This window comes from Stutzerimonas azotifigens DSM 17556 (assembly GCF_000425625.1).
In the GTDB taxonomy this organism is placed as follows: Bacteria; Pseudomonadota; Gammaproteobacteria; order Pseudomonadales; family Pseudomonadaceae; genus Stutzerimonas; species Stutzerimonas azotifigens.
In genome coordinates, this window is the sequence record NZ_AUDU01000068.1 from 12,795 (window position 1) to 37,394 (window position 24,600).

The 24,600-nt window shown below is 58.9% G+C and carries 21 protein-coding genes and 1 pseudogene; 16 read left to right on the forward strand and 6 right to left on the reverse strand.

The genetic code is table 11. The annotated features are described in order from the left end of the window. Positions 1–3: 3 nt before the first annotated feature. Genes H610_RS0107170 through H610_RS23435 form a run of 3 tightly spaced genes read right to left on the reverse strand, consistent with a single transcriptional unit; the run spans position 4 to position 3,058 of the window. Positions 4–1,527, reverse strand: coding sequence for a tripartite tricarboxylate transporter permease (locus H610_RS0107170; protein ID WP_028239044.1), 1,524 nt, complete (start codon positions 1,525–1,527; stop codon positions 4–6). A gap of 18 nt (positions 1,528–1,545) precedes the next feature. Beyond that, positions 1,546–2,013 carry a tripartite tricarboxylate transporter TctB family protein gene (locus H610_RS24535; protein ID WP_051231568.1) on the reverse strand — a complete coding sequence of 156 codons (468 nt, stop codon included), beginning with the start codon at positions 2,011–2,013 and terminating at the stop codon, positions 1,546–1,548. 40 nt (positions 2,014–2,053) lie between these two features. Further along, positions 2,054–3,058 carry a Bug family tripartite tricarboxylate transporter substrate binding protein gene (locus tag H610_RS23435; RefSeq protein WP_084166393.1) on the reverse strand — a complete coding sequence of 335 codons (1,005 nt, stop codon included), beginning with the start codon at positions 3,056–3,058 and terminating at the stop codon, positions 2,054–2,056. Positions 3,059–3,305: 247 nt separating this feature from the next. Between H610_RS23435 and H610_RS0107185 the strand changes: the two genes are divergently transcribed. Together H610_RS0107185 and H610_RS0107190 are read left to right on the forward strand one after the other, a co-directional pair. After that, complete coding sequence (locus H610_RS0107185; protein WP_028239045.1) at positions 3,306–4,091, forward strand: GntR family transcriptional regulator; 786 nt, start codon at positions 3,306–3,308, stop codon at positions 4,089–4,091. A 12-nt stretch (positions 4,092–4,103) separates the two neighbouring features. Then, positions 4,104–4,973, forward strand: coding sequence for an isocitrate lyase/PEP mutase family protein (locus H610_RS0107190; RefSeq protein WP_051231572.1), 870 nt, complete (start codon positions 4,104–4,106; stop codon positions 4,971–4,973). Positions 4,974–5,181: 208 nt separating this feature from the next. On the opposite strand, the gene gcvA is transcribed toward H610_RS0107190, so the two are convergent. Next, entirely contained in the window at positions 5,182–6,111 is a 930-nt protein-coding gene (gcvA, locus tag H610_RS23440) for a transcriptional regulator GcvA (RefSeq protein WP_043237913.1), read from the reverse strand. 106 nt (positions 6,112–6,217) lie between these two features. Here gcvA and H610_RS23445 point away from each other — a divergent pair, with 106 nt between their 5' ends. The 8 genes from H610_RS23445 to acuI all read left to right on the forward strand — a co-directional run bounded on the left by H610_RS23445 (position 6,218) and on the right by acuI (position 14,692). Then, a complete protein-coding gene (locus H610_RS23445) occupies positions 6,218–7,171 on the forward strand; it encodes a Bug family tripartite tricarboxylate transporter substrate binding protein (protein ID WP_043237916.1) in 954 nt (317 codons plus the stop codon). A 77-nt stretch (positions 7,172–7,248) separates the two neighbouring features. Then, on the forward strand, positions 7,249–7,767 hold the full coding sequence (locus tag H610_RS0107205) for a tripartite tricarboxylate transporter TctB family protein (RefSeq protein WP_028239047.1): 519 nt from the start codon (positions 7,249–7,251) through the stop codon (positions 7,765–7,767). Beyond that, positions 7,764–9,275, forward strand: coding sequence for a tripartite tricarboxylate transporter permease (locus H610_RS0107210; protein WP_028239048.1), 1,512 nt, complete (start codon positions 7,764–7,766; stop codon positions 9,273–9,275). Before H610_RS0107205 ends, H610_RS0107210 begins: the two co-directional genes overlap by 4 nt. 21 nt (positions 9,276–9,296) lie before the next feature. Beyond that, a complete protein-coding gene (locus H610_RS24770; RefSeq protein ID WP_028239049.1) occupies positions 9,297–10,097 on the forward strand; it encodes an enoyl-CoA hydratase/isomerase family protein in 801 nt (266 codons plus the stop codon). Between the two features lie 25 nt (positions 10,098–10,122). Further along, positions 10,123–11,316 (forward strand): CaiB/BaiF CoA transferase family protein, encoded by a 1,194-nt coding sequence (locus H610_RS0107220; protein ID WP_028239050.1) that lies wholly within the window; start codon positions 10,123–10,125, stop codon positions 11,314–11,316. A gap of 133 nt (positions 11,317–11,449) precedes the next feature. Then, positions 11,450–12,424, forward strand: coding sequence for an NAD(P)-dependent oxidoreductase (locus H610_RS24775; RefSeq protein ID WP_084166394.1), 975 nt, complete (start codon positions 11,450–11,452; stop codon positions 12,422–12,424). Between the two features lie 11 nt (positions 12,425–12,435). Then, positions 12,436–13,575, forward strand: coding sequence for a mandelate racemase/muconate lactonizing enzyme family protein (locus tag H610_RS0107225; protein ID WP_028239051.1), 1,140 nt, complete (start codon positions 12,436–12,438; stop codon positions 13,573–13,575). 127 nt (positions 13,576–13,702) lie between these two features. Continuing rightward, positions 13,703–14,692 (forward strand): acrylyl-CoA reductase (NADPH), encoded by a 990-nt coding sequence (gene acuI, locus H610_RS0107230; protein WP_028239052.1) that lies wholly within the window; start codon positions 13,703–13,705, stop codon positions 14,690–14,692. A 59-nt stretch (positions 14,693–14,751) separates the two neighbouring features. On the opposite strand, the gene H610_RS0107235 is transcribed toward acuI, so the two are convergent. After that, on the reverse strand, positions 14,752–15,624 hold the full coding sequence (locus H610_RS0107235; RefSeq protein WP_028239053.1) for a LysR family transcriptional regulator: 873 nt from the start codon (positions 15,622–15,624) through the stop codon (positions 14,752–14,754). A 101-nt stretch (positions 15,625–15,725) separates the two neighbouring features. Here H610_RS0107235 and H610_RS0107240 point away from each other — a divergent pair, with 101 nt between their 5' ends. The 3 genes from H610_RS0107240 (at position 15,726) to H610_RS0107250 (ending at position 20,233) form a co-directional block, all read left to right on the forward strand. Next, positions 15,726–16,895 carry a mandelate racemase/muconate lactonizing enzyme family protein gene (locus H610_RS0107240; protein WP_028239054.1) on the forward strand — a complete coding sequence of 390 codons (1,170 nt, stop codon included), beginning with the start codon at positions 15,726–15,728 and terminating at the stop codon, positions 16,893–16,895. A gap of 257 nt (positions 16,896–17,152) precedes the next feature. Beyond that, entirely contained in the window at positions 17,153–18,391 is a 1,239-nt protein-coding gene (locus tag H610_RS0107245; RefSeq protein WP_028239055.1) for a serine hydrolase domain-containing protein, read from the forward strand. Between the two features lie 579 nt (positions 18,392–18,970). After that, positions 18,971–20,233, forward strand: coding sequence for a hypothetical protein (locus H610_RS0107250; RefSeq protein ID WP_028239056.1), 1,263 nt, complete (start codon positions 18,971–18,973; stop codon positions 20,231–20,233). A gap of 571 nt (positions 20,234–20,804) precedes the next feature. Here H610_RS0107250 and H610_RS24780 read toward each other — a convergent pair. Beyond that, positions 20,805–21,050, reverse strand: coding sequence for a hypothetical protein (locus H610_RS24780; protein ID WP_084166395.1), 246 nt, complete (start codon positions 21,048–21,050; stop codon positions 20,805–20,807). 333 nt (positions 21,051–21,383) lie between these two features. Here H610_RS24780 and H610_RS0107260 point away from each other — a divergent pair, with 333 nt between their 5' ends. The 3 genes and pseudogenes from H610_RS0107260 to H610_RS23455 all read left to right on the forward strand — a co-directional run bounded on the left by H610_RS0107260 (position 21,384) and on the right by H610_RS23455 (position 24,479). Continuing rightward, a complete protein-coding gene (locus H610_RS0107260; protein WP_028239057.1) occupies positions 21,384–21,854 on the forward strand; it encodes an antitoxin Xre/MbcA/ParS toxin-binding domain-containing protein in 471 nt (156 codons plus the stop codon). Then, positions 21,851–22,342, forward strand: coding sequence for an RES family NAD+ phosphorylase (locus H610_RS0107265; protein WP_028239058.1), 492 nt, complete (start codon positions 21,851–21,853; stop codon positions 22,340–22,342). Before H610_RS0107260 ends, H610_RS0107265 begins: the two co-directional genes overlap by 4 nt. A 637-nt stretch (positions 22,343–22,979) precedes the next feature. Next, a pseudogene (locus H610_RS23455) lies at positions 22,980–24,479 on the forward strand (DUF3375 domain-containing protein). Positions 24,480–24,600 lie beyond the last annotated feature (121 nt).

The window sequence follows — 24,600 nt, forward strand, 5'->3', positions numbered from 1 at the left end:
CGATCAGGAGCCGGAGGCGGAAGCGTGTACATGCCGAGCCTGGCGGCGGCTTTTCAGGTAAGCGAAGAACCGTGGTGTCAGCGAGAGCAGCAGCAGGGCGATCAGCACGAGTGTGATGGGCCGGCCGGCGACAAAAGTGGGGTCGCCCCCGCTTATCTGGACGCTACGTACCAGTTCGCCCTCGGCCATGCTGCCGACCAGTAGGCCGACGACCGTAGCCGCCACCGGATAGTCGTAGCGGCGCATGAGCCAGCCTAGGATGCCGGTGACAACCACGGTGATGGGGCCGACCATGTTGCCGGTGATGGCATAGGAGCCGACGATGGAAAGCACCATGACAATCGGAATCATGTGCTTGAGCGATAGCTTGACGACGAAACCGGCGAGCAGAACGAAGCCCGTACCGAGCAGCAGGAGCATTGCCGCCTGCGCCAAGTTGCCCAGGATCAGCGCATAGACCAGGTCGGTGTTGTCGGCGATGAATCGAGGCCCGCCGGTCACGTTGTGCAACGCGAAAGCACCGAGCAGCACGGCGGTCCCGGCGCCGCCAGGCAGCCCCAGGGCCAGCAGGGTGACCATCGAGCCGCCTTCCGAGCTGCTGTTCGCTGATTCCGAGGCGATCAGTCCCGAGGTGCTGCCCTTACCGAACTCCTCCGGGTGTTTGGATCGCTGCTTGGCCACCGAGTAGGCTGCCAGGTTGGCGATGCTGGCGCCGACGCCCGGAATCGCGCCGATCACAACCCCAAGAAACCCTCCTCGACCGACCTGCAGGGGATGGCGCAGGGCCATTTGCATGCCTTCGACGATGCTGCCGAAGCGCACCACGCGTAGCTTTTCGTCCTCGAGGATGTAATTGCGGCCGACCAGGTTGAACAACTCCGAAGCCGCGAAAAAACCGATCAAGGCAGGAATTGCCGGAATGCCGTCGAGCAGGTACATGCTGCCGAAGGTGCCGCGCATCTGTCCCGCGTCGCTGTAGCCAATGGTGCTGATGAGGATGCCGAGCACGCCGGCGGAGATGCCCTTGGTCACGCTGGAGTCGTTCAGGACCGCAATCAGCGTCACGCCCCAGATGGCGACCACCAGCATCTCTGTGGGGCCTAGCTTGAGCACCCAGCGCGACACCGATTCGACCGTCAGCATCAGCAGCAGGTAGCCAATGATCGTACCCAGCACCGAGGACATCAGGCCTATGCCCAAAGCTTGGCCGTGGCGGCCCTGACGGGACATGGGATAGCCGTCGAAGGCGGTGGACACAGCCGATGAGGTGCCGGGAATGTTCAACAGTATCGCCGGCACTGCGCCCCCGAAACCGCCCCCGGTGAAAATGGCGGTCAGGAACAGGATCGCGGGCAAGAAATCCATGTACATCGTGGCAGGCAGGAACACCGCCATGGCGACGGAAATGGACAGGCCGGGAATTGCGCCGAACAGCAGGCCGATGAACAAGCCCGGCGGGACCACCCACCAGGCGCTCGGCACGGCGAGTAGGTCGGTGGCCGATTGCAGCGCTTCGAAATTGATCATCGCAGAGCTCCTTGGCTATTACAGGACAAGCGTGAACAGCTTGACGCTCAGGAGTTTGACGAACAGCAGCACTACCGGAACCGTGACCACGAGGCTGAAGAGCAGCAGTACCCACCAGCGCCGCTCTCCTTGCAGTCGCAGAGCCAAGGCCAGAAACAGAAAGGTGGCGACATCGAAACCGATGTAAGGGAGCGTGCAAGCGTATGCGAGCAACAGGGCCATGAACCCCAGCGCAGGTCGGATCGACTCGTTGCTCCGGCCTGCCTGCTCCGTTTGCTTCCTGGCCTGCCGTCGCAGCACTTGGCTCATGATGAACAGCAAGGCCAGGACGCCGACCGCTGCTGTGGGCACGATCAGCATCCAGTCGGTGACGCCTCGGGCTTTGCGATACACGTCCAGCGCATAGAAGGCAAAGCCGGCGGCCAGGGCCAGCGGTAAAAGGATCCCCCCTATATCGGAGGCTGAACGGCTCTTTTCTTCTGGCATGTTGGCCCTCTCCTGCTGTGCCGGTTCTCGTTCGAAGGGGTTACTTCAACAGGGGGGCGTACTGGCGGATGGCTGCGTAGGCGCTGTCGACGAGCGCCTGGCTTTGCTGCGGGGGTACCCAATCGGCGCCGACCCCAGCCTGGCGAGCCCAGTCCTTGAACTTGTCGCTCTGCAAGGTCTCGCGGTAGGCGTCGAGCAGTTTCTGGTATCGGTCCGGATATTCCTCGCCCAGGCGGCTGTGCACGATCAGGCCGGTGACATTGCCGCCGATCAGCGGCAACTGGTCGATACCCTGCTTGGCCAGCGCGTCGTTCAGCAGGGGGGCGTTCCATTCGTCGCTCTTCTGGTCGCTGATCACGGCGAGCGGGCGGAGCTCATCGCGAATGCCTCGAGCGGCTTCGGCGCCGATGATCTCGAAATCCACCTGGTTGCCAGCCAGCGCCGCACGGAGCGGCGCGCCGCCGCTGTAGGTAACGAAACGCACGTTGTCCTGCGCAATGCCCAGGGCATCCATGATGAGCAGCGTCTGCAGGTGGCCGCCGTTGCCGACGATGATCCCGGAACTCACTTTGCCAGGCTCTTTCAGCGCCTCGAGGAGCTGTTCCAGGGTCTGATAGGGGCTGTCACGGTGCACGGCGACGATGCCGTAGTCATTCCATTGGGCGCTCAGCAACTGGAAATCTTTCCACTTGACCGGTGCGCCGCTGACCTCGATGGCGCTGGCCAGATAGGGCGTGGCCTGCATCACCAGTAGCGTATTGCCATCGGCGGGCTGTTGCTGGAAATAGGTGGCGCCCAGGGCGCCGGCTCCACCGGGACGGTTGGTGACCTTGATCGGTACGCCCAGCTCCTCGCCCATGTGTTCGGACAGGCCACGCGCGACACGGTCCGCGCTGCCGCCGGCATTGTAAGGAACGATGATTTCGATCGGGCCTTCAGGCCACTCGGCGAAAGCCGCGGGGCTGGCGCACAGACCGCTGATGAGCGCGCCCCAGGAAAATGCAGCGGCCATAGCGGTTCGGGTCCTGCGGACGAGCGTACGCATGCGTCTGTCTCCATTGTAGTTGTTCTAATCGCTGAAGCATTCAGCCACGGTCATATTGTCATGTCAACAGTACCTTTAGTTCTTCGGCTAGCTCTGGCTGAAGGGGTGAAATCGCTTCCTGATAAATTTAAGACATTGATTTAAAAGAATTAAAAATTACATAGGCGTTTTTTTGAGGTCGCTTGGTATTGCCGGTTAAAATTCGGTGATATGTTATGCAGTCATAACCTGAACGACCGGAGCATCCGTGAGCCAGAAGTCATCGACAGGTGTCGGCAGCGATACCGACCCTTGGCCAAAGCACCACCGGGTCTATCTGGTGCTACGCCAACAGATCAAGGAGGGCCTCTACGGCGATGGTCAGGCCTTGCCCACCGAGCTGTTGCTGGCCGAGCAGTTTCAGGTGTCGCGCATCACCATCCGCAAGGCCATGGATCGGCTCGAGCGTGAGGGGTTGGTTGTGCGACTGCGTGGTAAGGGCACCTTTGCACGCAGTGTCGAGGAAGCCTCCCCAGTGCAGGCCAGCATCTGTGGAGTGATTGAAAACCTGATCGCCATGGGCCTGAAGACCGAGGTGAGGGTGCACAGCCTGCTGTATCTCAAGGCCTCGGTCGAAGTCGCCGAGGCCTTGCAGATCGAGCCCGGAGTGACGGTGCAGAAGGCCGTGCGGGTTCGGCGCCACCGGGGCCGTCCGTTTTCGTTGCTGACGACCTTCGTGCCTGAAGAGATTGGCCGCACCTACGACCGCACCGAACTGATGGCCCAGCCTCTGCTGCTGTTGCTCGAGCGCGCCGGTGTGACGGTGGACCAGGCCAAGCAGACGATCAGTGCGCGATTGGCTACACCGGAAGTCGCGCAATTACTGGAAATGGAGCCGGGGGACGCGCTGCTCTATATCCGTCGCGTGGTCTACGACGACAGGGGGCGCCCGGTGGAGTACGTCCAGGGCCTTTACCGGCCGGACACCTACGAACCCCAGATGAGCTTCGAGCGACGTAGTAACAGTCAGGCGCGACTCTGGGAATCAAAATAACAGGACGATGAAATGACCTATCCGCTTCTTTCCGAGGTGATCCGTCAGACGCAGGGGGCCCTGGTGGCACCGGGTGTCTTCGATGCCTTCACCGCCACGCTGGCTGCTCAGGCCGGGTTCGAGTGTTTGTACCTTTCCGGCGCATCCATCGCCTATACCCGCCTAGGCAGGCCTGATCTAGGTCTGGTCACCATGAGCGAGGTCGCCGATACGGTCGCGGCGATCCGCGACCGTATCGATACGCCGTTGATTGTCGATGCCGACACCGGCTATGGCAACGCGTTGAATACGCAGCGCACCGTGCGCATGTTCGAGCGCTACGGCGCTTCCGGCATCCAATTGGAAGATCAGACCTTTCCCAAGCGCTGTGGGCATCTTCAGGGCAAATCGTTGATTTCACCCGACGAGATGGTCGGCAAGCTGAAGGCAGCGGTCGATGCCAGGCAGCACGAGCACACCCTGATCGTCGCACGGACCGATGCCATCGCCGTAGAAGGCTTCGACCGTGCGTTGGAGCGCGCCGAGCGCTATCTGGAAGCGGGCGCCGATATCCTGTTTGTCGAGGCCCCCGAGTCCCGTGAGCAGCAGCTGCAACTCGGCGAGCGCTTTGCCCGCCGCGTGCCGTTGTTGGCGAACATGGTGGAAGGCGGGCGGACGCCGGTTGCCAACGCCGATGCGTTGGCTGACATGGGGTTCAAAGTGGTGATTTTCCCCGGCGGCATGGCCCGGGCGCTGTTGCGCTGTGCTCAGGACTATCTCTCCAGCCTCAAGGAGCATGGATCGACCCAGCCGTTTCGGGCGCGTATGGCCGGATTCGACGAGTTGAATACCGTTATCGGTCTGCCGGAGCTGCTTACCGTCTCGTCGAAATACAACGCGTGATCAAGGCGCTTATCAGGGCAGGCGGTGAGGCGGGCTGATTTGCCGAGAGCACATGCTTGGTGTGCCCGGATGCATGTGACGGCACAGGTCTCATTGGCCTTGCTGTCGCGTGCCTCCTGTCGCCGTCGCCATTCCTTGTTTATCACGCGTAGTTCCGAAATGCGGCGTACGCGTTAGAGAGTCACGCCAACTCTACATAAGCAGACACTTATCTAAATAAGCTAAGTTGATTTGCATTGTTCAAGATATGGGAAAGATCCTGTTCGAAGCTCTTTCCTTCCTGCTCAAGCCAGTCGCAGAAAGACTGGATCGCTTCGTCGTATCTGTCCTCTCGCCAGATCATGTAATAACCCCGACATGGCATCATCTGCCGTCCAAAGGGCATGACCAATCTTCCATTGGCAATGTCTTCAGAAACGAAAGCGGACTGACCTATTGCAATACCAAGCCCATCTAGCGCCGCCTGCAATGCGAAGTAAAGATGCTCAAGGTGCAGCGAAGCGGAGGGAGCGGTACTGGGTTGGCCTACATGCCGGAGCCATTCAGGCCACGCTGTCGGTCTTGCGGCTGAATGGATCAAGGTGTGATTGCGCAGGTCCGCAATGGAGATGATGGGAGAGGCTGTAATTACCGAGGGCGCACAGACCGGGAAATTTACTTCTGGTAGAAACTGACGCTTGGCTATCCCGCTAGCGGCATCGGGTTCGCGCCGTATAACAACGTCATAATCGTCTTGTATTGCGCTGGCTGGGCCTAGCCCCGTTGCTAGGGAAATTTCGATTCCTGGATGAAGTGTCCGGAAAGACGCCAGACGAGGGATAAGCCAACGCATTGTTAATGTCGGCAAAGCGTTGACCCGGACCATTCTCTGGCAGGTAAGTCTGCTGGATGCGTTAGATATTGCAGCTAACGCTGGGCTTACCGATGCGAGAAAGGTTCGCCCCTGCTCGGTAAGGTTGAGCTTTTTTCCCGCTCGATGAAATAGACGGACTCCAAACCAGTCTTCAAGCGCCTTGATCTGATGGCTGACAGCGCTGTGGGTTATAGACAGCTCTTCGGCCGCTTTAGAGAAGCTCTCTAGACGTCCCGTAACCTCGAATGCACGAACTGCGTTCAGTGGAGGAAGCTTATTTTTCATTGTGAATTTTTCTCACATAACGTGTCAGTTTTTATCTCTTGCCAAAATCTGCTCACACTTTATCGTAAAGATGGCACCACAAAAATAATAGTAAGGAGCGCCAGGCATGAAGAAATTTAGAGTCATCGCAACCCTCCTCTCAATGTCGATGTTCGGCGTTCTCTCGCCTACTCAGGCAGCCGAATTCCCCAGCAAACCTATTAAGGTGATAGTGCCGTGGTCCCCTGGCGGTTCCACCGACATCGTTGGCCGCAAGCTCCAACAGATAATGGCGGAACAGGGCGTGCAAACGGTAATCGAAAACCGCGACGGTGGCGGCAGTGTTATTGGCCTCGGTGCCCTCGCTGCAGAGCGGCCCGATGGTTATACCGTAGCCATCGCATCAAGCACCATCCTCTCGCTGATTGCCCAGAAAGAAGTCCCGTACACCGAGGAAAGTTTTACCAACATCGCTCTCGTTTCCGAGGATCCGCTCTTAATCGTCACCAAGAAAGGCGGGGGGATAGACACGCCTGAGCAATTCATTAGCGCGCTTCGCGAGGGCGGGCTTACCGTCGGAACTCCCGGCGCAAAAAACGTAAACCATGCCTTTCCTGCGCTCGCTGCAGAAGCCGCTGGCGGAGAAATCAAACAAACCGCCTATCCAGGCGCAGCGCGCGTCGTTTCGGACATTCTCGGAGGCCATATCAAAGCCGGGTCGCTAAAACCGAGCGAGACGATCGAAATGATCAAGGCCGATGAGCTCAAGCCGATTGCATTCTTCCGAAAAGAACGTTTGGAAATGCTGCCGGACGTTCCGACATTCAAAGAAGCAGGGCTCGACGTATTCAAATACGGTGAGCTGGCTCAGATTTCCCATGTTGTGGCTCCGGCAGGGATTAAGCCTGAGGTTCGCGAAGCGCTCATTAAAATATTTTCCGAGGCGGTTCAAAGTCCGGCCTATCAGAAGTTTGCGTTAGAACGGGGCTTTGTCGCGGAAAATATTACCGGCGAGGAGCTGGATGCTCTAACTAAAGGCATTTCCACCACTATGGCAAAGGTTTCCAAAGACCTCTTCTAGGTCGGCGGATTCGGTCTCTTTTACCATTCTAGCCGGCCGCCAGGTCCGGCTAGAAATCTGCCTTAAGGAGTGGAAATGTGGCGCGTCCTATTCGGCAAGACAACATAATTCTCATCATTCTAATAGCCGTGGCAGCGTGGCTGGCAATGGAAGGTTTGAAGCTGGACGTACAGTTCGGGGCGGGTGATTTCGGTCCCGGCGGCCTGCCTGTTTTGATGTTCGGATCAATCACCCTCTGCTGCTCGATGTTGCTGATTAGAAATCTGCTGATTTTGCGGGCGGACAAGTCCGCCCCTAGGGATGACTCGGGGAAACAAGACCATGGTGCGGGTCGATTGCCCAGATATTTGCCCTTTTTTATTATTCTTCTAACGACCCTGTATCTGGTTTCTATTGAATACGTTGGGTTTGTCGTGGTAACGCCGCTGTTCTTGCTGGCCGCTTACCTGTTGGTTGGAAGTCAGCACTATCGAATTACCCGTCGGAAGATTGCACAAGGTGTCGTGTTTGCACTGGTCGCAGTAACACTGCTAACGCTGGTGTTCGTGTCGTTGCTTAACGTCCCCCTTCCGATCCAGCCGAGGTTCTTCCAATGACTGATGCCAGTTTATTAGCCGGATTCCTATCCTTGGTAAGTGACCCAAAGGCAATGATGTACTTGGCTGGGGCGTCGATCATGGGAATCATCTTCGGCTCGGTTCCGGGGCTTACGGCCACCATGGCTGTAGCGCTTTTGATTCCCTTTACCTTTGCAATGACACCCGAAATCGGGCTCGGTGTACTGATTTGCGCCTACGTGTCAGGCATAGCGGCAGGTGCCATATCGGCCATCCTCCTCAATATCCCCGGTAGCCCAGCGTCGATGTGCACGACCATGGACGGCCATCCGATGGCTCGCCAGGGGCGGGCGGGCGAAGCGCTGGGCCTCGCTGTCATAGCTTCGCTGTTCGGCACCCTCGTCAGCTTTGTTGCTCTTGTGGTGCTGGCACCTCAGTTGGCCCGAGTCGCTTTGAATTTCGGCCCCCCAGAATATGCCATGCTGGCTGTTTTTGGCCTCTCGATTGTTTCGCGGCTATTGTCGGGAAACATCGTTCGCGGGCTCATCGCGGCAATGATTGGAATCAGCCTGTCTTTTATCGGTTTCGACCCTCTGACCGGCTCGGCGCGCTATACCTTTGGCTCTTACCAACTGCTGCAGGGAATTTCGATTTTGCCCGCTTTGATTGGCATTTTTGTTATTCCCGAAGTGTTGCAGACCCTACATGAGCGATTCATTGTCGAGAGCTCCGGAACACGCCTCCGTCAGCTTTTGCCATCGGGACGTCTGATGTTAAAAGAGTGGGCAAATTTCATCCGTTCCAGTGTGATTGGAGTGGTCGTCGGGATTCTGCCCGCCGTGGGTTCCAATGTCGCGGCGTTCCTTGCCTATGACCAATCCAAGCGATTGGCACGTGATTCAAAGTCGTACGGAAAAGGAGCGCCAGGCGGAATTATTGCTGCCGAGTCAGCAAACAATGGTGTCACCGGCGGTTCGATGATCCCATTGCTTACCCTGGGCATTCCCGGCGACAGCGTCACAGCCGTCATGTTGGGTGGGTTAATGATTCATGGTATTCAGCCTGGCCCTCGCCTGTTTACCGAGAATCCCGCGCTTGTTAATTCTCTATTTGCGTCGTTATTCATAGCCGCAATTTTGATGGCCCTGTTTCAGCTCATTGGCATGCGCTTCTTTGCTCGGGTGATCTTGGCACCTAAGGAATATATCGTGGCGCTACTATTGGTCTTGGCGGTGCTCGGTTCATATTCCATCAAGAATTCGTGGGTCGATGTCTGGGCCATGCTGGGGCTAGGAACCGCCGGTTATATCCTTTCCCGCGTGGGGTTTCCGATGATTCCAATCGTCCTCGGGCTTGTCTTGGGGCCACTTCTGGAAAGCGAACTGCGGCGCAGCCTGGTGATTAGCAGCGGTGACTGGTCGGTTTTTCTAACACGCCCGCTGGCGGCACTGTTTTTGTTCGTGTCTGTACTGTTCATGGTGGGGCCAACACTTTTGCGTAGTGTACGAAATCGTTTCGAGCTGAAGCGCCGTTTCGATCCTTTATAGGTTTGGCTAAGAGGAATTCCAATGAATCAAGCTGGTTGTTCTCTCGTAACAGTACAGCGTGAGGCGGAAGTCGCTGTTCTCACGCTCTCGCGGCCTGAAGTGTACAACGCCATCGATCAAGCGCTTCGCGATGCGTTACGTGATCGCTTGGCGGAAATGCAACAGGATGAAAGCATCAAGGCGGTTGTTTTGACTGGAGCTGGAAAGGCTTTTTCGGCCGGTCAGGACCTTAACGAACTGGCAAGTCTGGATGAACGCGGTGCGCGCGAATGGATCCGTAGTCTCGGCTCACTTTATGAGAGCGTGCGAGCTTTTCCTAAACCGCTGGTCGTTGCACTAAATGGCCTCGCTGCTGGTGGGGGATTCCAGATCGCCTTGCATGCCGATATTCGGATTGCATGCGCGGACGTCCGTATGGCTCAGACCGAAGTCAATGTCGGTCTTCCAAGCGTGCTCGGGCCCTGGATCATGAATCGTGTAATGGGTATTGGGCCGACAGTTGATATGAGTCTGACCGGTCGATTGGTGGCGGCAGACGAGTGCCTGGAACTTGGCATGGTGAATCGTATCGTGCCTCGCGAAACTTTGATGATCGCGGCCATCGATACAGCACGCACGCTAGGAAGCAAGTCGCCTTTAGCGATAGAACTCAGCAAGAAATGGATGCAACAGCTGGCTGGAAAGAGCTTCACCCAAGCTATCGACATGGCGGCTGACTCGGTCGGGGAAGCCTTTCGCTCTGGCGACCCGCAGATGCGTATTGCTCAGTTCATAGAAGAAAGACGGCGGAGAAGTGCCGATCGAGCGCACCTGAAACCCTAACAAAAAAGCTATGGAGGAGGTGATTATGCTTTCCGGCAAAACAGTATTGGATCTCAGCTGGATTTTGGGCGGTCCGTTTGGCGGGCAATTGCTGGCTCAGCTCGGCGCGGAGGTCATCAAGATCGAGCCCATCGGTGGGGATTTCGCCAGGACGGTACCCCCCGTATCGGATGACGAGGACTCGGCTTTTTTCCTTTCAGTCAACCGCGGCAAGAAAAGTATTGCCTTGGACCTCAAGCACCCGGATGGCCGAGAGGCATTCTACGATCTTGTTCGTCGTGCAGATGCCGTCATCTATGGCTTCGCCCCGGACGTTCCGGGACGTTTGAAGATCGATTATGCAAGCCTTGCGGCCATCAACCCTCGTATCAGTGTGGCCCAACTAATAGGCCTCGACGATAAGGGAAAGTATGCGAAAGCTCCGGCATTCGATCTCGTTGTGCAAGCGATGAGCGGTCTAATGAGCATAAACGGCGAAGAAAATGGACGGCCTACTCGTGTCGGCTATCAGGTCGCTGACCTTGCAGGTGGGCTTTATTTGGCGCTTGGTGCACTTGCAGCGATGCTCAAGGCCGAAACGACTGGTCAGGGAGAGCATGTGCAAGTCTCTCTGCTTGACTGTCAGATCGCAATGCTGACTTGGCAAGCGCAAGGCTACCTATCGTTCGGAACGGTACCCCGTGCCATGGGGTCGCGCCACGCAATGATCGCACCGAGTGAAGCTTATCCGGCGGGCGACGGGCGCTATATCGCCATCTCGCCGACCGGCGAATCATTTTGGCGAAAATTCTGCGAAGCAATTGGTCGACCCGACTTGCCTGATGATCAGCGCTTCGGTACCGCGACAGAACGCATGAAAAACGTCGATGCGCTGGCCGAGGAAATCACCGAGACGCTTCGCACGAAGACCGCGCGTGAGTGGGAGGCCATCCTGATGGAGGCTCGAGTGCCCGCCGCTGTCGTCAATCGTGTGGATGAGGCACTGGCGACGCCCGTCGTGCGAGAGCGGGGGATGGTCGAGGAAGTGGTTCGTCCGGCTGACGGAAAAGCAACCGCTCTCATCGGGAGTCCCTTCAAGTTTCGTGATGCGCCGATACTCGCCTACCCGCCGGCACTGGCTGCCGATACCGCAACCGTCTTGATGCAGCGGTGCGGATACAGCCACGAACGAATCGAGGCCTTGGCTTCCGTTGGCGCTATTCAGCTCGCTGCGGAATAAGACGATCAGAGCCATGCAGTGCAGAGAGTTAGCTTTGTGGTGAGGGTTTAAAGCTCGGGTAATTCCACACGGTTTACGCAGATCCGGAACCACTTGCAGGCTCGCGATACCTCTCAGTAAAGGGCACCAGCGAATGTCGGGCAGACCAATCGTATTACTGACGAACGCCATTCATGAGGAAGCAGAAGCACTATTGGCGCCTCATGCCAAGTTAGTCACCGCTCCAGACACGCAGCCTAATACGTTGCGTGCGCTGGTCGGTAACGCCCATGGAATTGTGGTTAGGGCGCAACTACCAGAGGATATTTTGGATTATGCGCCCTTGCTCAAGGGAATCGTCCGTCACGGTGTGGGGCTTGATTTCATTCCCGTGGGCGGAGCAACGGCGCGGGGCATCCCCGTCGCCAATCTTCCCGGCGTCAACGCTCAGGCCGTTGCAGAGTATTGCTTTGCCGCATTGCTGCAAGTACGCAGGCCCCTGGCCTTGATGAACCATATCTTGAAATACGAGAGCTGGAATGATGCCCGGGAGATAGCGCCGGGTACTACCGAAATCAGCGGAACGACGTTGGGTGTCGTCGGCGTCGGTAATGTTGGTCGCAAACTGGCGGAAATCGGCCGCCTTGGTTTCGGTATGACTGTCGTGGGTGCATCCAGGCAGCCGGGAAGGATGCCGAAGGGCGTTGAGGAAGTCGCGCTTGATGAAGTCTTTACGCGTAGCGACGCGATCGTCCTGGCCTGTCCGCTTACCGACGAAACACGTGGGCTCGTTAATGCGAAACGGCTGTCCCTAATGAAATCTCACGCCGTGCTGATCAATATTTCACGGGGTCCGGTGGTTGAAATAGAAGCGCTTGTTGAAGCGTTGCGCGGCAATGCGATTGGCGGTGCGGTGATGGATGTGTTCGACACTGAACCGCTCCCGCGTGAGGACGATTTACTTCGCTGTCCACGCTTAGTGCTTACACCTCACGTTGCGGCCATTACTTCGACTTCATTGCGCAAGATGAGCATTGGGGCGGCTGAAGAAATGATCCGCATCCTAAGCGGTAAGCTTCCGGATAATCTAGTTAACCCAGATTGCCTTGCGTTCAGAACAATTATCTAAGTGAGGATTTTATGCGCATCACAAGTGTTCAGGCCATGCCTGTTTCATACCGAGTGCCGGAAGGTCGCCAAGTTACGCTTGGAATCGGGCGTACTATCAAGCGCGATGCGGTTTTGGTGAAGGTTGAAACCGACGAAGGTATCGTTGGCTGGGGAGAGGCCCACCACGGTCGATGCCCCGGGGCAATTGCCAGGTTGATCGATACCACGATCCGTGAACTCATAACCGGGATGGACCCGTTGGACGTGGTTGCGGTGTGGGACCGGGTATATCGGATGCAATTGGCGAGTCATGGTATGGGGGCCGCGGCCGCTATGGCCTTGAGTGGCATCGACATCGCCCTCTGGGATATTCGCGGCAAAGCCTGCAGATGGCCGATTTATCGATTGCTGGGCGGTGGTCGGAACCATGTGCCCGCCTATGCCGGGGGTATATCGCTTGGTTGGCAGGACCCCACGGCACTGGCTGAAGAAGCGCAGGGTTACGTCGAGCAGGGTTACCGGGCGATCAAGTTACGGGTCGGCGATACACCCAAGCGAGACATTGCGCGTGTGCGAGCCGTACGCAGTGCCGTCGGCGAAGACATCGACATCCTGGTGGATGCAAACACGTCATACACCACCGATGACGTGCGCCGGGTAATGCCGGCCTACGAGGAGTTTGCGATCGGCTGGCTGGAGGAGCCATTCCCACCACATGATCACCGCTCCTATGCCAGTGCCGCTGCTCTTGGTAGCGTCCCGCTCGCGGCTGGCGAGAATCACTACACTCGGTTCGAATTCACTCGCCTTATCGAAGACGGCGCGGTTCATTTCGCACAGCCTGATATTTCCAAGGCCGGCGGCATTACCGAGACTCTTCGTATCGCCGCGCAAACCTCGGCCTGGAAGATTTCCTTGAATCCGCATACTTCGGCGACGGGGATCAACATGGCAGTAACTCTCCATGTGCTCGCTGCAATAGATAACCCTGGCTACTTCGAAGCGGATGTCGCTAATCACAATCCTTTCCGTGATGAAGTGGGTGGTAAACCCTACGAGCTAGATTCGAATGGCTGCGTACAGCCGCCATCAGGTCCGGGGCTTGGTATCGAAATCGACGAAGAGTTTATCAGGGCCCACCCGCTGATCGAAGGGCCTTGCTACGTCTAGTTTATGAAGTTCGTGGCTCCGGTCGGATGTTCTTCGGGCAATCGGTTCGGACTCTCAATCCTTTTGCGGCCACGATTCGATCATTTATCCAGGCCAGAATTTGTTAGCTATAAGAGGAGCACTCAATATGTTTCAGGGCATTCTGATCGATAAAGATGAGGCCGGCTACCAAGCAACTGTTGAGACCATTGACGAATCCCGGTTGCCTGATGGAGAGGTCACCGTGAAGGTGGCGTTCTCAACGCTCAATTACAAAGACGCCTTGGCCATTACTGGCCGCTCACCGGTGGTTCGCCGCTTCCCGATGGTACCTGGCATTGATTTCTCAGGAACGGTGGTAGACAGCCGCCATCCTGCCTGGCAGCCAGGTGATCAGGTAGTGCTCAACGGATGGGGCGTAGGCGAGACTCATTGGGGTGGTCTGGCTGAGACGGCTCGAGTCAAGGGCGACTGGTTAATTCGTCTGCCGGCAAGCCTCACTGCCCGCCAGGCTATGGCTATAGGCACTGCCGGGTACACCGCCATGCTATGTGTCATGGCTATCGAAAAGCATGGCATCAAGCCTGCCGACGGCGAAATCCTAGTGACCGGCGCCAACGGCGGGGTCGGTAGCATCGCCACTGCTTTGCTCACCAAACTAGGTTATGCCGTGGTTGCATCAACTGGCCGGGTTACCGAGTCGGCCTATCTCCACTCACTGGGCGCCAGGACGATCATCGACCGCAATGAGCTGTCCCAGCCAGGCAAACCCCTCGGCAAGGAGCGCTGGGCTGGAGTAATCGACACGGTTGGCAGTCATACCCTGGCTAACGCCTGCGCCGCTACCCGTTACGGAGGGGCTGTCGCTGCTTGCGGATTGGCGGGAGGTATGGATCTTCCCGCTACGGTGGCACCGTTCATTTTGCGGGGTGTCACGCTTTATGGAATCGATAGCGTAATGGCCCCGCTATCCTTGCGGCAACAGGCTTGGGAGCGCCTGGAACGTGATTTGGACATCGAAAAGCTCGAGGCAGTCGCTACCGAGATACCCCTCGGACAGGCGCTAACTTACGCAGAAAAGCTGTTGGAGGGGCAGGTGCGGGGACGGCTGGTGGTTCGCGTCCATTCGGAGGATTAACGGTTCGTTAAGTTCAATGTGAAGCCTGGTTCGAGTGGATCGGCTTCGCATCCATCCTTCTATCCCACCTTCTCCCAGAACGCCTCGGCGAACGGGCTGAGCGGCGCGGCCGGGCGCGTCAGGTGGATCTCCAGCGGAATATCCCAGCCCTCTTCCAGCGCCCGAACGAGCCTGCCTTCGACCACTTCCTGCTCGGTGAGGCCGCGGGGCAGCCAGGCGACGCCCTTGTTTTCCAGCGCCATGGACATCAGTACGGCGGCCAGGTGGCTGCTGAACAGCGGCTTGAGATGCAGGAAGCCCGCCTTGCCCTGCAGGCGGTGGGCGACGATGCGGCCGAGCCCGGATTCCTCGGTATAGGCCAGGTAGGGAAGCGATTCCGGAGCGGCGTCGAATCCGGCCGAGGTGCTCGCCAGCGGGATGAGGATGTCGTCGCCGATCTTCTTGCTGACGAACATGTCCGATGCCAGCCGCGGCGGAACGTCCGGGTGGTGATGGCTGAGCAGGAACTGTACCTGGCCCTGGGTCAGCATCTGCTCGCAGAGCGCCATGCTGTCGGAGTGCAGGCGCACGGCCTCGATCGGCGTGCCTTGTTCCATGTCCCTGATCCACTTGGGAAAGAAGGTGAAGGACAGCGAGTGGGTGGCGGCGAACTGCAGCGTCCGGGCGGCTTTGCCGGCGATCTCGCGGGCTTCGCTCCTGATCCGATAGAGCCGGCTGGCGGCCTCCTGGGCGCTGGGCAGGATGTGCCTTCCCGCTTCCGTCAGCGTGGCGCCCTGAGGCGTGCGGACGAACAGCTCCACGCCCATCCAGGTCTCCAGGGCGCGGATTCGCCGGCTGAACGCCGGCTGGGTGATGTGGCGGGCGTCGGCCGCCCGGACGAAGCTGCCGTACTCGGCGAGCGCCGCGAAATCTTCAAGCCAGACGAGTTCCATCAGGGCAATGCCGTTTCAGCATGGGGCTGCGCATTAATAGCATTGGGCGCGCCCGGCGACCATGATTACCGTGAGCGCCTCGACAACAGAGGAGCCCTGCCATGCGCATCGTCGAAATCCGGGAAAAGACCGTTTCCATCGCCTCGCCCATCGCCAACGCCTACATCGACTTCTCCAAGATGACCTGCTCGGTCGTGGCCGTGATCACCGACCAGGTCCGCGACGGCAAGCCGGTGATCGGCTACGGCTTCAACTCCAACGGCCGCTACGGGCAGGGCGCCCTGATGCGCGACCGCTTCCTGGCCCGCATCAGCGAAGCCGACCCGGAGTCGCTGATCGACAAGGAGCACAATAACCTCGACCCGTTCGCCATCTGGAAGACCCTGATGACCAACGAGAAGCCGGGCGGCCACGGCGAGCGCTCCGTAGCGGTCGGCACCATCGACATGGCCGTGTGGGACGCCGTCGCCAAGATCGAAGGCAAGCCGCTGTATCGCCTGCTGGCCGACCGCTATCGCAACGGCCAGGCCGACGACAAGGTCTGGGTCTACGCTGCCGGCGGCTACTACTACCCCGGCAAGGACCACTCCAAGCTGCAGGAAGAGATGCGCGGCTACCTGGAGCGCGGCTACAGCGTGGTCAAGATGAAGATCGGCGCCGCCCCGCTGGGCGAGGACATCCGCCGCATCGAGGCCGTGCTGGAAGTCGTCGGCGATGGCAGCCACCTGGCGGTGGACGCCAACGGCCGTTTCGACCAGCAGACCGCCATCGCCTATGCCGAGGCGCTGAAGCCGTACAACCTGTTCTGGTACGAAGAGGCCGGCGACCCGCTCGACTACGCCCTGCAGGCCGAGCTGGCGAACCACTACGAGCTGCCCATGGCCACCGGCGAGAACCTGTTCTCGCACCAGGACGCACGCAACCTGCTGCGCCATGGCGGCATGCGCCCCGACCGCGACTACCTGCAGTTCGACTGCGCGCTGTCCTACGGCCTGGTCGAGTACATGCGCACCCTGAAGGTCATGGAGGAGATGGGCTGGTCGTCGCGCCGCGTGGTCCCGCACGGTGGCCACCAGATGTCGCTGAACATCGCTGCCGGCCTGCACCTGGGCGGCAACGAGTCCTACCCGGACGTGTTCCAGCCCTTCGGCGGCTTCGCCGACGGCATCCGCGTGGAGAACGGCTACGTCGGCCTGCCGGACGTGCCCGGCGTCGGCTTCGAAGCCAAGTCCGCGCTCTACGCCGTCATGCGCGAGTTGGGCGAGGGCTGATGCCCACCGCCATGGCCTCGCAGAGGCCGTGGCGAGCGGGAAAACCGAAGGGCCCCAGGCGTAAGCCTGGGGCCCTTTGTCGTATCTGGCGCATCCGGCATGGTTCCTAACCCACCATCGTCTGCAAGCGAGGCGGAACGCAGCTTCGAACGAACCGTTTCTGGAAAGGCAGCTCACATGCAGGGGGCACTCACTCCAGGCCCTGCCCGGAAGTGTCCCCCATTCAAATAAAAACAAGCTGTGTATGGAGTCGCTTAATGCCTGTCTTTCCCAATGCCATTCCTTTCAACCGCCTCATCCTGGCCACTGCAATGACCCTTTCAGCCTCCCTGAGCCTGGCTGCCGAGGTGGTGAACCCGCACGCCGACGAGCCCATCGGTACCGTCCAGCAGGTCTATGACGGTGCACTCATGCCTGACGTCCAAGTGAACACCTTCCGTAACATCGACCGGCTGTTCGCCACCGCGGTGGTCAAGCACGGCAGCGAGGTGCTGCCGCTGCCCGCCGCGCCGAAGCCGCTTGAGAACTTCCGCTTCGAGTCCAATGGCAAGACCTACGACCTGTACGACTACGTGTCGCTGAACCGCGTCAGCGGGCTGCTGGTGATCAAGGACGGCAGGATCGCCCATGAGAGCTATCAGCTCGGCAACACCGAGAACACGCGCTGGATGTCCATGTCGGTGGTGAAGTCGATCACCGCCACCCTGATCGGCGCCGCCATCCAGGACGGACACATCAAGGACATCGACGATCCCATCGTCCAGTACCTGCCCGAGCTCAAGGGCAGCGCCTACGACGGCGTGAGCGTGCGCAACCTGCTGCAGATGGCCTCGGGCGTGGGGTGGAACGAAACCTATACCGATCCGAAATCGGATCGCCGCCGCATGCTCGAAGTGCAGAACGCCCAGACGCCCGGCGGCGTGCTGCAGCTGATGGCCAAGCTGCCGCGCGCGACGGAGCCCGGAACGCGCTGGAACTACAGCACGGGCGAAACCCACGTCGCCGGCGCCCTGGTTCGCGCCGCGGTCGGCAAGCCGGTCAGCCAGTACCTGTCGGAGCGGATCTGGAGCAAGGTCGGCATGGAGTCGGACGCCACCTGGTGGCTCGAGTCGCCCGACGGCCTGGAGGTGGGCGGCAGCGGTCTTTCCGCGACGCTGCGTGACTACGGCCGCTTCGGCCTGTTCCTGCTCAGCGATGGCGTCGTCGGCGGCGAGCGAATCCTGCCCGAGGGCTGGGTCGAGGTGGCCGGCTCGCCGAAGACCATCAAGGGCGAGCAGGTCGACTACGGCTATATGCTGTGGCCCATTCCCGACTCGAAAGGCACGCCGAACGAGGGGGCCTTCGAAGCCCGTGGCATCTTCGGACAGCACGTCTACATGAACCCGCGCGAGAAGGTGGTGATCGTGGTCTGGGGCGCGCTGCCCAAGCCGCAGGGCATGGCGACGGTCAAGGACACCGATTTCTTTGCCGCGGCCGTCGACGCGCTCAAGCGGTAGCCAGCCGATTCAGCACTTCGCCCGGATTGCTGGAAACCGCGCAAGTATCTGGCGCTCTGGCGACCGTGCGGCAGAACGGTCGCCAGGCCGGTCCGTCGCAGGCGATGCCGGAGCCGCCGTCAAAGAAACGGGTCCCACGTCGGGCCTTATTGGTTCTTCGGTAATTGCATCGCACTTGAACAACGCGCGCTTAATTGCCTGCACCCATGTCGTGCATGATCTTCAATGGTTGCGTCACCATAACGATGCATGAAGCAGAGTAATCCATGGGGAATCCATAAATCGTTTGTGGATGTGCCGGTGCGTTTCCAGAATCGGAATGGCGGTGACTCTGGTGGCCTTCTGACCCTGCCGAACGGAAAGCATCTTTGGCCTGTATGGAACTGGTAAGGGTCGATCTGCGCACAGAGTTACCCGTTTTGTCAGTACAACAAGACCGCTCAAACAGGCCGCTCCAGCGGGCAGTGTTTAATTCTCGCTGAAAAAAATACCCAACTTTCGAAAACTTCCCTGATGGGAGGGCGGGTTTCTATTGGCTGAAAAAAACTGCCACTAACCAAACACTGGAGATCGTTTGACATGAAAAGAACCTTGCTTGCAATCACGCTGGCCAACATGCCTGTCCTGGCATTCGCCCAGGCATCCGGCACGCCGGCTCCGGCTTCGGTATCCGCACCGCAATCGGCCCAGGCCGCCACGCCGCCGGCGGCGCCGCGCAAGCCCTTCCCGCACATTTCCCTGCGCAGCGATGACGGCACCAGTTCGCTGGACATCGGCGGTGCGTTGCGGACGAACTACCGCGACGAAGACTGGGACAGCGAGAACAGCGGACGCTTCCTGTTCGACACCTTTCGCGTCGACCTGCGGGCCAGGCATCAGGACTTCTTCGCCGAAGCGAACTACTGGTTCCAGGACGACGGCAAGCGCTCCATCGACCGCGCGTTTGTCGGCTACGACCTGAGCGAGCAATCCAACATACAACTTGGCGCACCGTTCAAACCCTTCGGCCTGGAGCCTTATCCGCAGTTTGGCTGGAGTTATCACATTCCATTCTTCCTGGGCTACGGCGTAAGTGCCGGCGCGGGTATCAAGTACAACTACAAGGACGCCGACTGGGATCTGCAGGCCGGCTACTTCCCGCGCATGTTGCCGTCGAGCATGCGTTATTCGCCGGAAGTGGGGCGTTACAAGGATCTCGATGAAAACGCGGTGCCGGCGGTGCACGGCGGCCAGGACAACGAAAAGCGCGACCAGGTGAACCTTCGCCTGGCCCGCACCTTCGCCGGCGAAGGCTGGAAGACCGAGATCGGCGGCTCGCTGGCCGGGGCCAGGCTGTACAACGCGACCACCCGCGACGATGGGGACTACTGGGCCGCCGGCCTGCATGCGGTGGTCAACAGCGGGCCCTGGACCCTGGCCACCCAGGGCATCCGCTACGCATTCGATCCGAAGAACCCCGACGGCATAGCCGACAACCAGGTCCTGATGGGGGGCAACGGCCTGACACCCGCCTTCATGATCGCCGCCAAGGGCACCGTCGCCTCGCTCAACATCGCCTACGACATCGCGACCCCGGGCCTGGGCATGCTGAAGCAGATCAAGCTGTACAACGACTACAGCCGCTTCTTCAAGGACGAGAGCGGCTGGGCCGATTCGCAGATGTACACCGCGGGCATCCAGTTCCTCGCCCTGCCGATCATCGGCTGGCTGGATCTGACCTGGGCGAAGAACGCCAACCCCTTCGGCGGCGCAGAGAACGGAACCGGCTGGACCTCCACCACTTCCTCCGGAAGCAACGACTGGTACTACCGGACCAACCTGAACATCGGTTACTACTTCTGACCGGCCACGGTGTGGTCGAGTCGAACTCGACGCACCCGAAAAACAAAAGGGCCCCAAGCGTAAGCCTGGGGCCCTTTTTCATATGGCGCATCCGGCGGGATTCGAACCCACGACCCCTCCTTCGGAGGCCAATACGGTACAGGAATTTTGGTTGGCGGCAAGCGCTCAAAAATGCCATTAAGTACCGTCCCGCAAGGCTTTGGCCTTATCTCGCTGCCTGCAGTTTATAGCTCTTAGCGGTATCTAGGGGTGGTTATCTAGGGCACAAAAAACGAAATTGGCCCCAGCGATTTTGACACCTAGCTCGTCCTGCCGCCAGAACCTGAGTTTCGACAAGCGGCTGGCGGCCTACGTGCAGCGACTTAGCCCAGCATGGTCATAGGTCGCAGTGGGTATTAGCACGATCAGTAGCACCTGCCGCTTGTTCTGTTGCCATCGGCTGCTGCTGTTCCATATAGACAACTCAGGAGTGCGCAGGCCTTAAGTTAGCGATGCTTTTCTGGTGGAAAGACTTTACCCTCGAAGGTGTCAAGGCCGTGCAAAATGCCTCGGGATTAGTGCGGCAGTTAGCTCACTCTTCCTTGGCGTCTATCTCGGCAGAGATTTTGCCAAACGACTCCCAATGGCCAACCAGTTCATCAACGCGATCGGGAATGCGCGGAGTCTTACTGAGCACCAGGCAACGGGTGGTGCCTACATATTCCTCAAGCAGGTAGAGCGTGCTTCCAACATCGACTCCCATTTCCTGCAGAACGTCGTCGGGCAGGCGAATAGCGCCATCGCCTTCCCAGTCCTCGATCACCACATGATGTTTCATCGCGACTCCAGAAGCCGGTTGGATGAGGTGTCCGCAAGGGGAGGCGGCGGCAGGCCGCTGCCAACTAAGTCCTGCGGCGCAGGCCGGCAGCATAGCAAAGAGGATAGGCTCAGAGAGTGGTAACGAACGCGCCGATCGAGCCACTGCTGCCGGCGGGCGAAAACTCGCCCAAGCAGCTCAACTGCGCGAGCACCCGGAATGGGTGCGTCAGGAATGCGCACAATCGATTCAGACCACGAACAGAGCGATACCAGATGCCAGGCACTTACCCGCTGCATGATGTGCCAAATGACGCTACAATAGTGCCATATGTCGCATCTGGAGGAATGCTCTATGGTTTCCGCCGACACTCGCACTCGCAAGGCAGCACCCGCCGCCCGTAGGCCAACGGAATACCTTTTCCAAAGTGACTCTGACCAGCTCAGTCCGGTCATGGTCTACAGGCTTACGGTCAAAGGCTTCGACCTGAAAGACGTGCAAGACATGCTTGCGATTTCTGATCTGTATTCGACGAAGAAGATCATGAGTCGCATTGTAGGCAAGTCCATCAGAACGATTCAGCGCCAGGGCAACAAGCAACCAGCACACCTCAACTCCCAACAAAGCGCCGTGGCATTTCAGTACGCGAAGGTGCTGGAGCACGCGATCAATGTATTCGGCACTCAAAAGCTGGCCGAAGAATGGCTAGGGCGCCCTTGCAAGTATCTGGACGGTGACGTGCCGCTGGACGTTATCGACAACCCAGTGGGTTTTCAGGCAGTCGAGGACTATCTGGAGCGCATCGAGTACGGGGTCTATCAGTGAACCCACTTCCCTGGTCTGGCTCATGGTACGCATGGCGCATCGACCGTGAGCTCTACAAGGACACCTGGGACAGTGGCATTGGTGCCCACAAGCTGGGTGGCCGCTGGAACGCTCCGGGGCGAAACGTTGTATACGCATCGGCAGATCCCTCAACCGCCATCCTGGAGGTGGCGGTGCATGTCGGCTTCGATGCGTTGGATACGGTTGCGCATGTGCTCACATGCTTCGAAGTGCTCGATCAAAGCCTTATCAAGGTCGTACAGCCTGAAGATGTTCCCAATCCTGTCTGGCTGACGAGTGCATCCGCTTCACCTAACCAGCAGAAGTTTGCAGACGCCCTGCTGGCCGAGCATCCTTTCGTACTGATCCCATCCGCCGTCACTCGTCACTCTTGGAACTTGCTTGTCAGTCGCGAGCTGGCCGAGGGCAGGTATCGAATGATCAGCCAAGAGCGCTTCGGCCTGGATACGCGCCTCGTCAAGGTCTGAGCTGCTTGGCACTGGCTGAGCCAGCAGTGTCTTTCAGGTGAATGCCCTCAGATTGCGTGATAGCTCTTCACGTAGCCGTAGCACCAGGACGTGTACCGGCCAGAACAACAGGCCCTACCTGTTCCCCGGATTGACAACGCCCCAGCCTACGGCACAGCAACCAAGCCAGTGAAAGCTCACTTGAGTTTTAAACCGACGCCGCTCTTTTGGAGTAGGAAACGACGGAATACCGCAGGGAAAACAAATATTTCCATGCCACATCCAGCTATTCCACAGACAGGACATCGAGACTGTGCTCTATAGCCACCATGGCTGCGCTGGATTGCCGCAGGATGCCAGTGGCAGTCCCGCAAAAACCACTGAACCACCACATCCGCTCACTGGAACCTCTTCGCCGAACTAGCCAAATACACCTAGGTTAAGACAGATCCCTCCGCCAAATCGCCGATATCCAGCGTGCGCCCAAGGAATAAATCGCGAAACCTCGACTGGGCTGGCCTTTCACTCACTCTATTCGGAATGACGCAGCCCCTGCCGGCTATTAAATGGGGCCACGCTCCAGGACAAATACGTATCATGAGGCAGCGGGTTCGCTTGGTAAGCTCGTGCTCAGAAAACCCTAGTCAATGTGGCCGTCATGGAAGAAAGCGCGCAGCAGCGCTCAGAACGCTATGTATCCGCCCGCAGCCAGCACCCAGCGTGGCTTTTGCTCGCCTCGCGGCGTGCTCCGCTCGTATTGGGCTGCCTGCGCACGCTATTCGAGCGGGCGCATGATGGGATCCCCATGGAGGATGCGCTGCAAGCGCTGTCCGAAATGCTGGCTGCTTATGCCAGCCAGGAGCTTTACGAAATCGACCCAGATGCAACGCATCTCCAAGCAGGTCGTGAACTTCGTGAATGGATCAAGCGGCGCCTCGTCGTAGAGCGAGAGGGCCGTATCTATGCAACCGACGCGCTGGAGTCAGCCATCCAGTTCGTCGATTCGCTGGATAGTCGGATCATGACTTCGACGGCATCTCGCCTTTCGGTGGTTCAGCGTGAGATCGAAAACCTGGAAACGGGTCTGAACCCCAGCCCAACTGGCCGTATTGCCAGCCTGCGCCGCCGAATCCAGGATTTGGAGCACGAGCTAGCGCAGGTAGAGGCTGGCAACGTCATCGTGCTTGATGAAGCGCAGGCGATAGAGGGCATACGCGAGGTATATAACCTGGCCACCAGCCTACGCGCGGACTTTCGACGAGTTGAAGATTCTTGGCGCGAGGCGGATCGCGCCCTTCGACACTCGATCATCAGCGAGCAGTCTCACCGTGGAGAAATCGTCGATCGGTTGTTGGATGGGCAAGATGCTCTACTCAACACACCGGAGGGGCGTGTCTTCGAAAGCTTCCAGCAGTAACTGAGGCAGTCCGCTGAGCTGGAGGCCATGCGTGAGCGCTTGCGCACCATCCTTCGTCATCCAGCGGTTCCAAAGGCACTGAATCCTCCCCAGCAACGTGAGCTACGTTGGCTGGCGTTACGCCTGGTTTGGGAGTCGCAGGCTGTGCTCCAAGCGCGCGCCCGAAGCGAGCGCGATGTTCGTGGCTTCATGAAGACGGGGCTGGCCGCCGAGCATCATCGCGTCGGACAGTTACTCAACGACTTCTTCAATCTAGCGCTCAGCGTCGACTGGCAACGCCAGTCAGAACGCCGTAAGCCTGCATGTTTACCACCGGTTGGCGTAGCCATTACCGGTATCCCGGCAATCGAGCGTCTCCGCTTCAAGACCCTGGATGACGATGATACGGGCGAGCTGGATCTGAGTTTGAAGCCAGCGGGGTTGGAGCAGATTGATGATGACTTCTGGGATGCCTTCGACGGGCTGGATCGTGAAGCGCTGATTCAGGACACCCTAGCTGTGCTGGCGGAGCAGGGGCGCCCTGTGAGCCTCGGGGAGCTTGCGTCTTTGCTTCCACCTGCTCACGACCTAGAAACCTTTGCGCTCTGGTTGGCGATGGCACGCGAGGCAGGTATTGAGGTGCTGAAAGAGGAGCGTCAGCTCGTGGAGCTAGTTGACGAGGATGAGCAACGCTGGCGCTTCAATCTGCCTTATGTCGGACTCGACCACGAGGCACTCAAGGACATCGATTGGGAGTTGTGAGCATGGCAGGGATCTTCGATCGAATAGCAGGCGCCTCTGGCACCGACGAAACGGACAGTTGAGTTGCACCATGGCCGAGCCGATCTCGCGCTCGCCAGATTCCGGTCTGATGACGCGACCA

Coding starts and splice junctions, on each gene's coding strand:
- H610_RS0107170 (WP_028239044.1), bottom strand. CDS start 1,527: ATGATCAATTTCGAAGCGCTGCAATCGGCCACCGACCTACTCGCCGTG.
- H610_RS24535 (WP_051231568.1), bottom strand. CDS start 2,013: ATGCCAGAAGAAAAGAGCCGTTCAGCCTCCGATATAGGGGGGATCCTT.
- H610_RS23435 (WP_084166393.1), bottom strand. CDS start 3,058: ATGCGTACGCTCGTCCGCAGGACCCGAACCGCTATGGCCGCTGCATTT.
- H610_RS0107190 (WP_051231572.1), top strand. CDS start 4,104: ATGACCTATCCGCTTCTTTCCGAGGTGATCCGTCAGACGCAGGGGGCC.
- gcvA (WP_043237913.1), bottom strand. CDS start 6,111: ATGAAAAATAAGCTTCCTCCACTGAACGCAGTTCGTGCATTCGAGGTT.
- H610_RS23445 (WP_043237916.1), top strand. CDS start 6,218: ATGAAGAAATTTAGAGTCATCGCAACCCTCCTCTCAATGTCGATGTTC.
- H610_RS0107210 (WP_028239048.1), top strand. CDS start 7,764: ATGACTGATGCCAGTTTATTAGCCGGATTCCTATCCTTGGTAAGTGAC.
- H610_RS24770 (WP_028239049.1), top strand. CDS start 9,297: ATGAATCAAGCTGGTTGTTCTCTCGTAACAGTACAGCGTGAGGCGGAA.
- H610_RS0107220 (WP_028239050.1), top strand. CDS start 10,123: ATGCTTTCCGGCAAAACAGTATTGGATCTCAGCTGGATTTTGGGCGGT.
- H610_RS24775 (WP_084166394.1), top strand. CDS start 11,450: ATGTCGGGCAGACCAATCGTATTACTGACGAACGCCATTCATGAGGAA.
- H610_RS0107225 (WP_028239051.1), top strand. CDS start 12,436: ATGCGCATCACAAGTGTTCAGGCCATGCCTGTTTCATACCGAGTGCCG.
- acuI (WP_028239052.1), top strand. CDS start 13,703: ATGTTTCAGGGCATTCTGATCGATAAAGATGAGGCCGGCTACCAAGCA.
- H610_RS0107235 (WP_028239053.1), bottom strand. CDS start 15,624: ATGGAACTCGTCTGGCTTGAAGATTTCGCGGCGCTCGCCGAGTACGGC.
- H610_RS0107240 (WP_028239054.1), top strand. CDS start 15,726: ATGCGCATCGTCGAAATCCGGGAAAAGACCGTTTCCATCGCCTCGCCC.
- H610_RS0107245 (WP_028239055.1), top strand. CDS start 17,153: ATGCCTGTCTTTCCCAATGCCATTCCTTTCAACCGCCTCATCCTGGCC.
- H610_RS0107250 (WP_028239056.1), top strand. CDS start 18,971: ATGAAAAGAACCTTGCTTGCAATCACGCTGGCCAACATGCCTGTCCTG.
- H610_RS24780 (WP_084166395.1), bottom strand. CDS start 21,050: ATGAAACATCATGTGGTGATCGAGGACTGGGAAGGCGATGGCGCTATT.
- H610_RS0107260 (WP_028239057.1), top strand. CDS start 21,384: ATGGTTTCCGCCGACACTCGCACTCGCAAGGCAGCACCCGCCGCCCGT.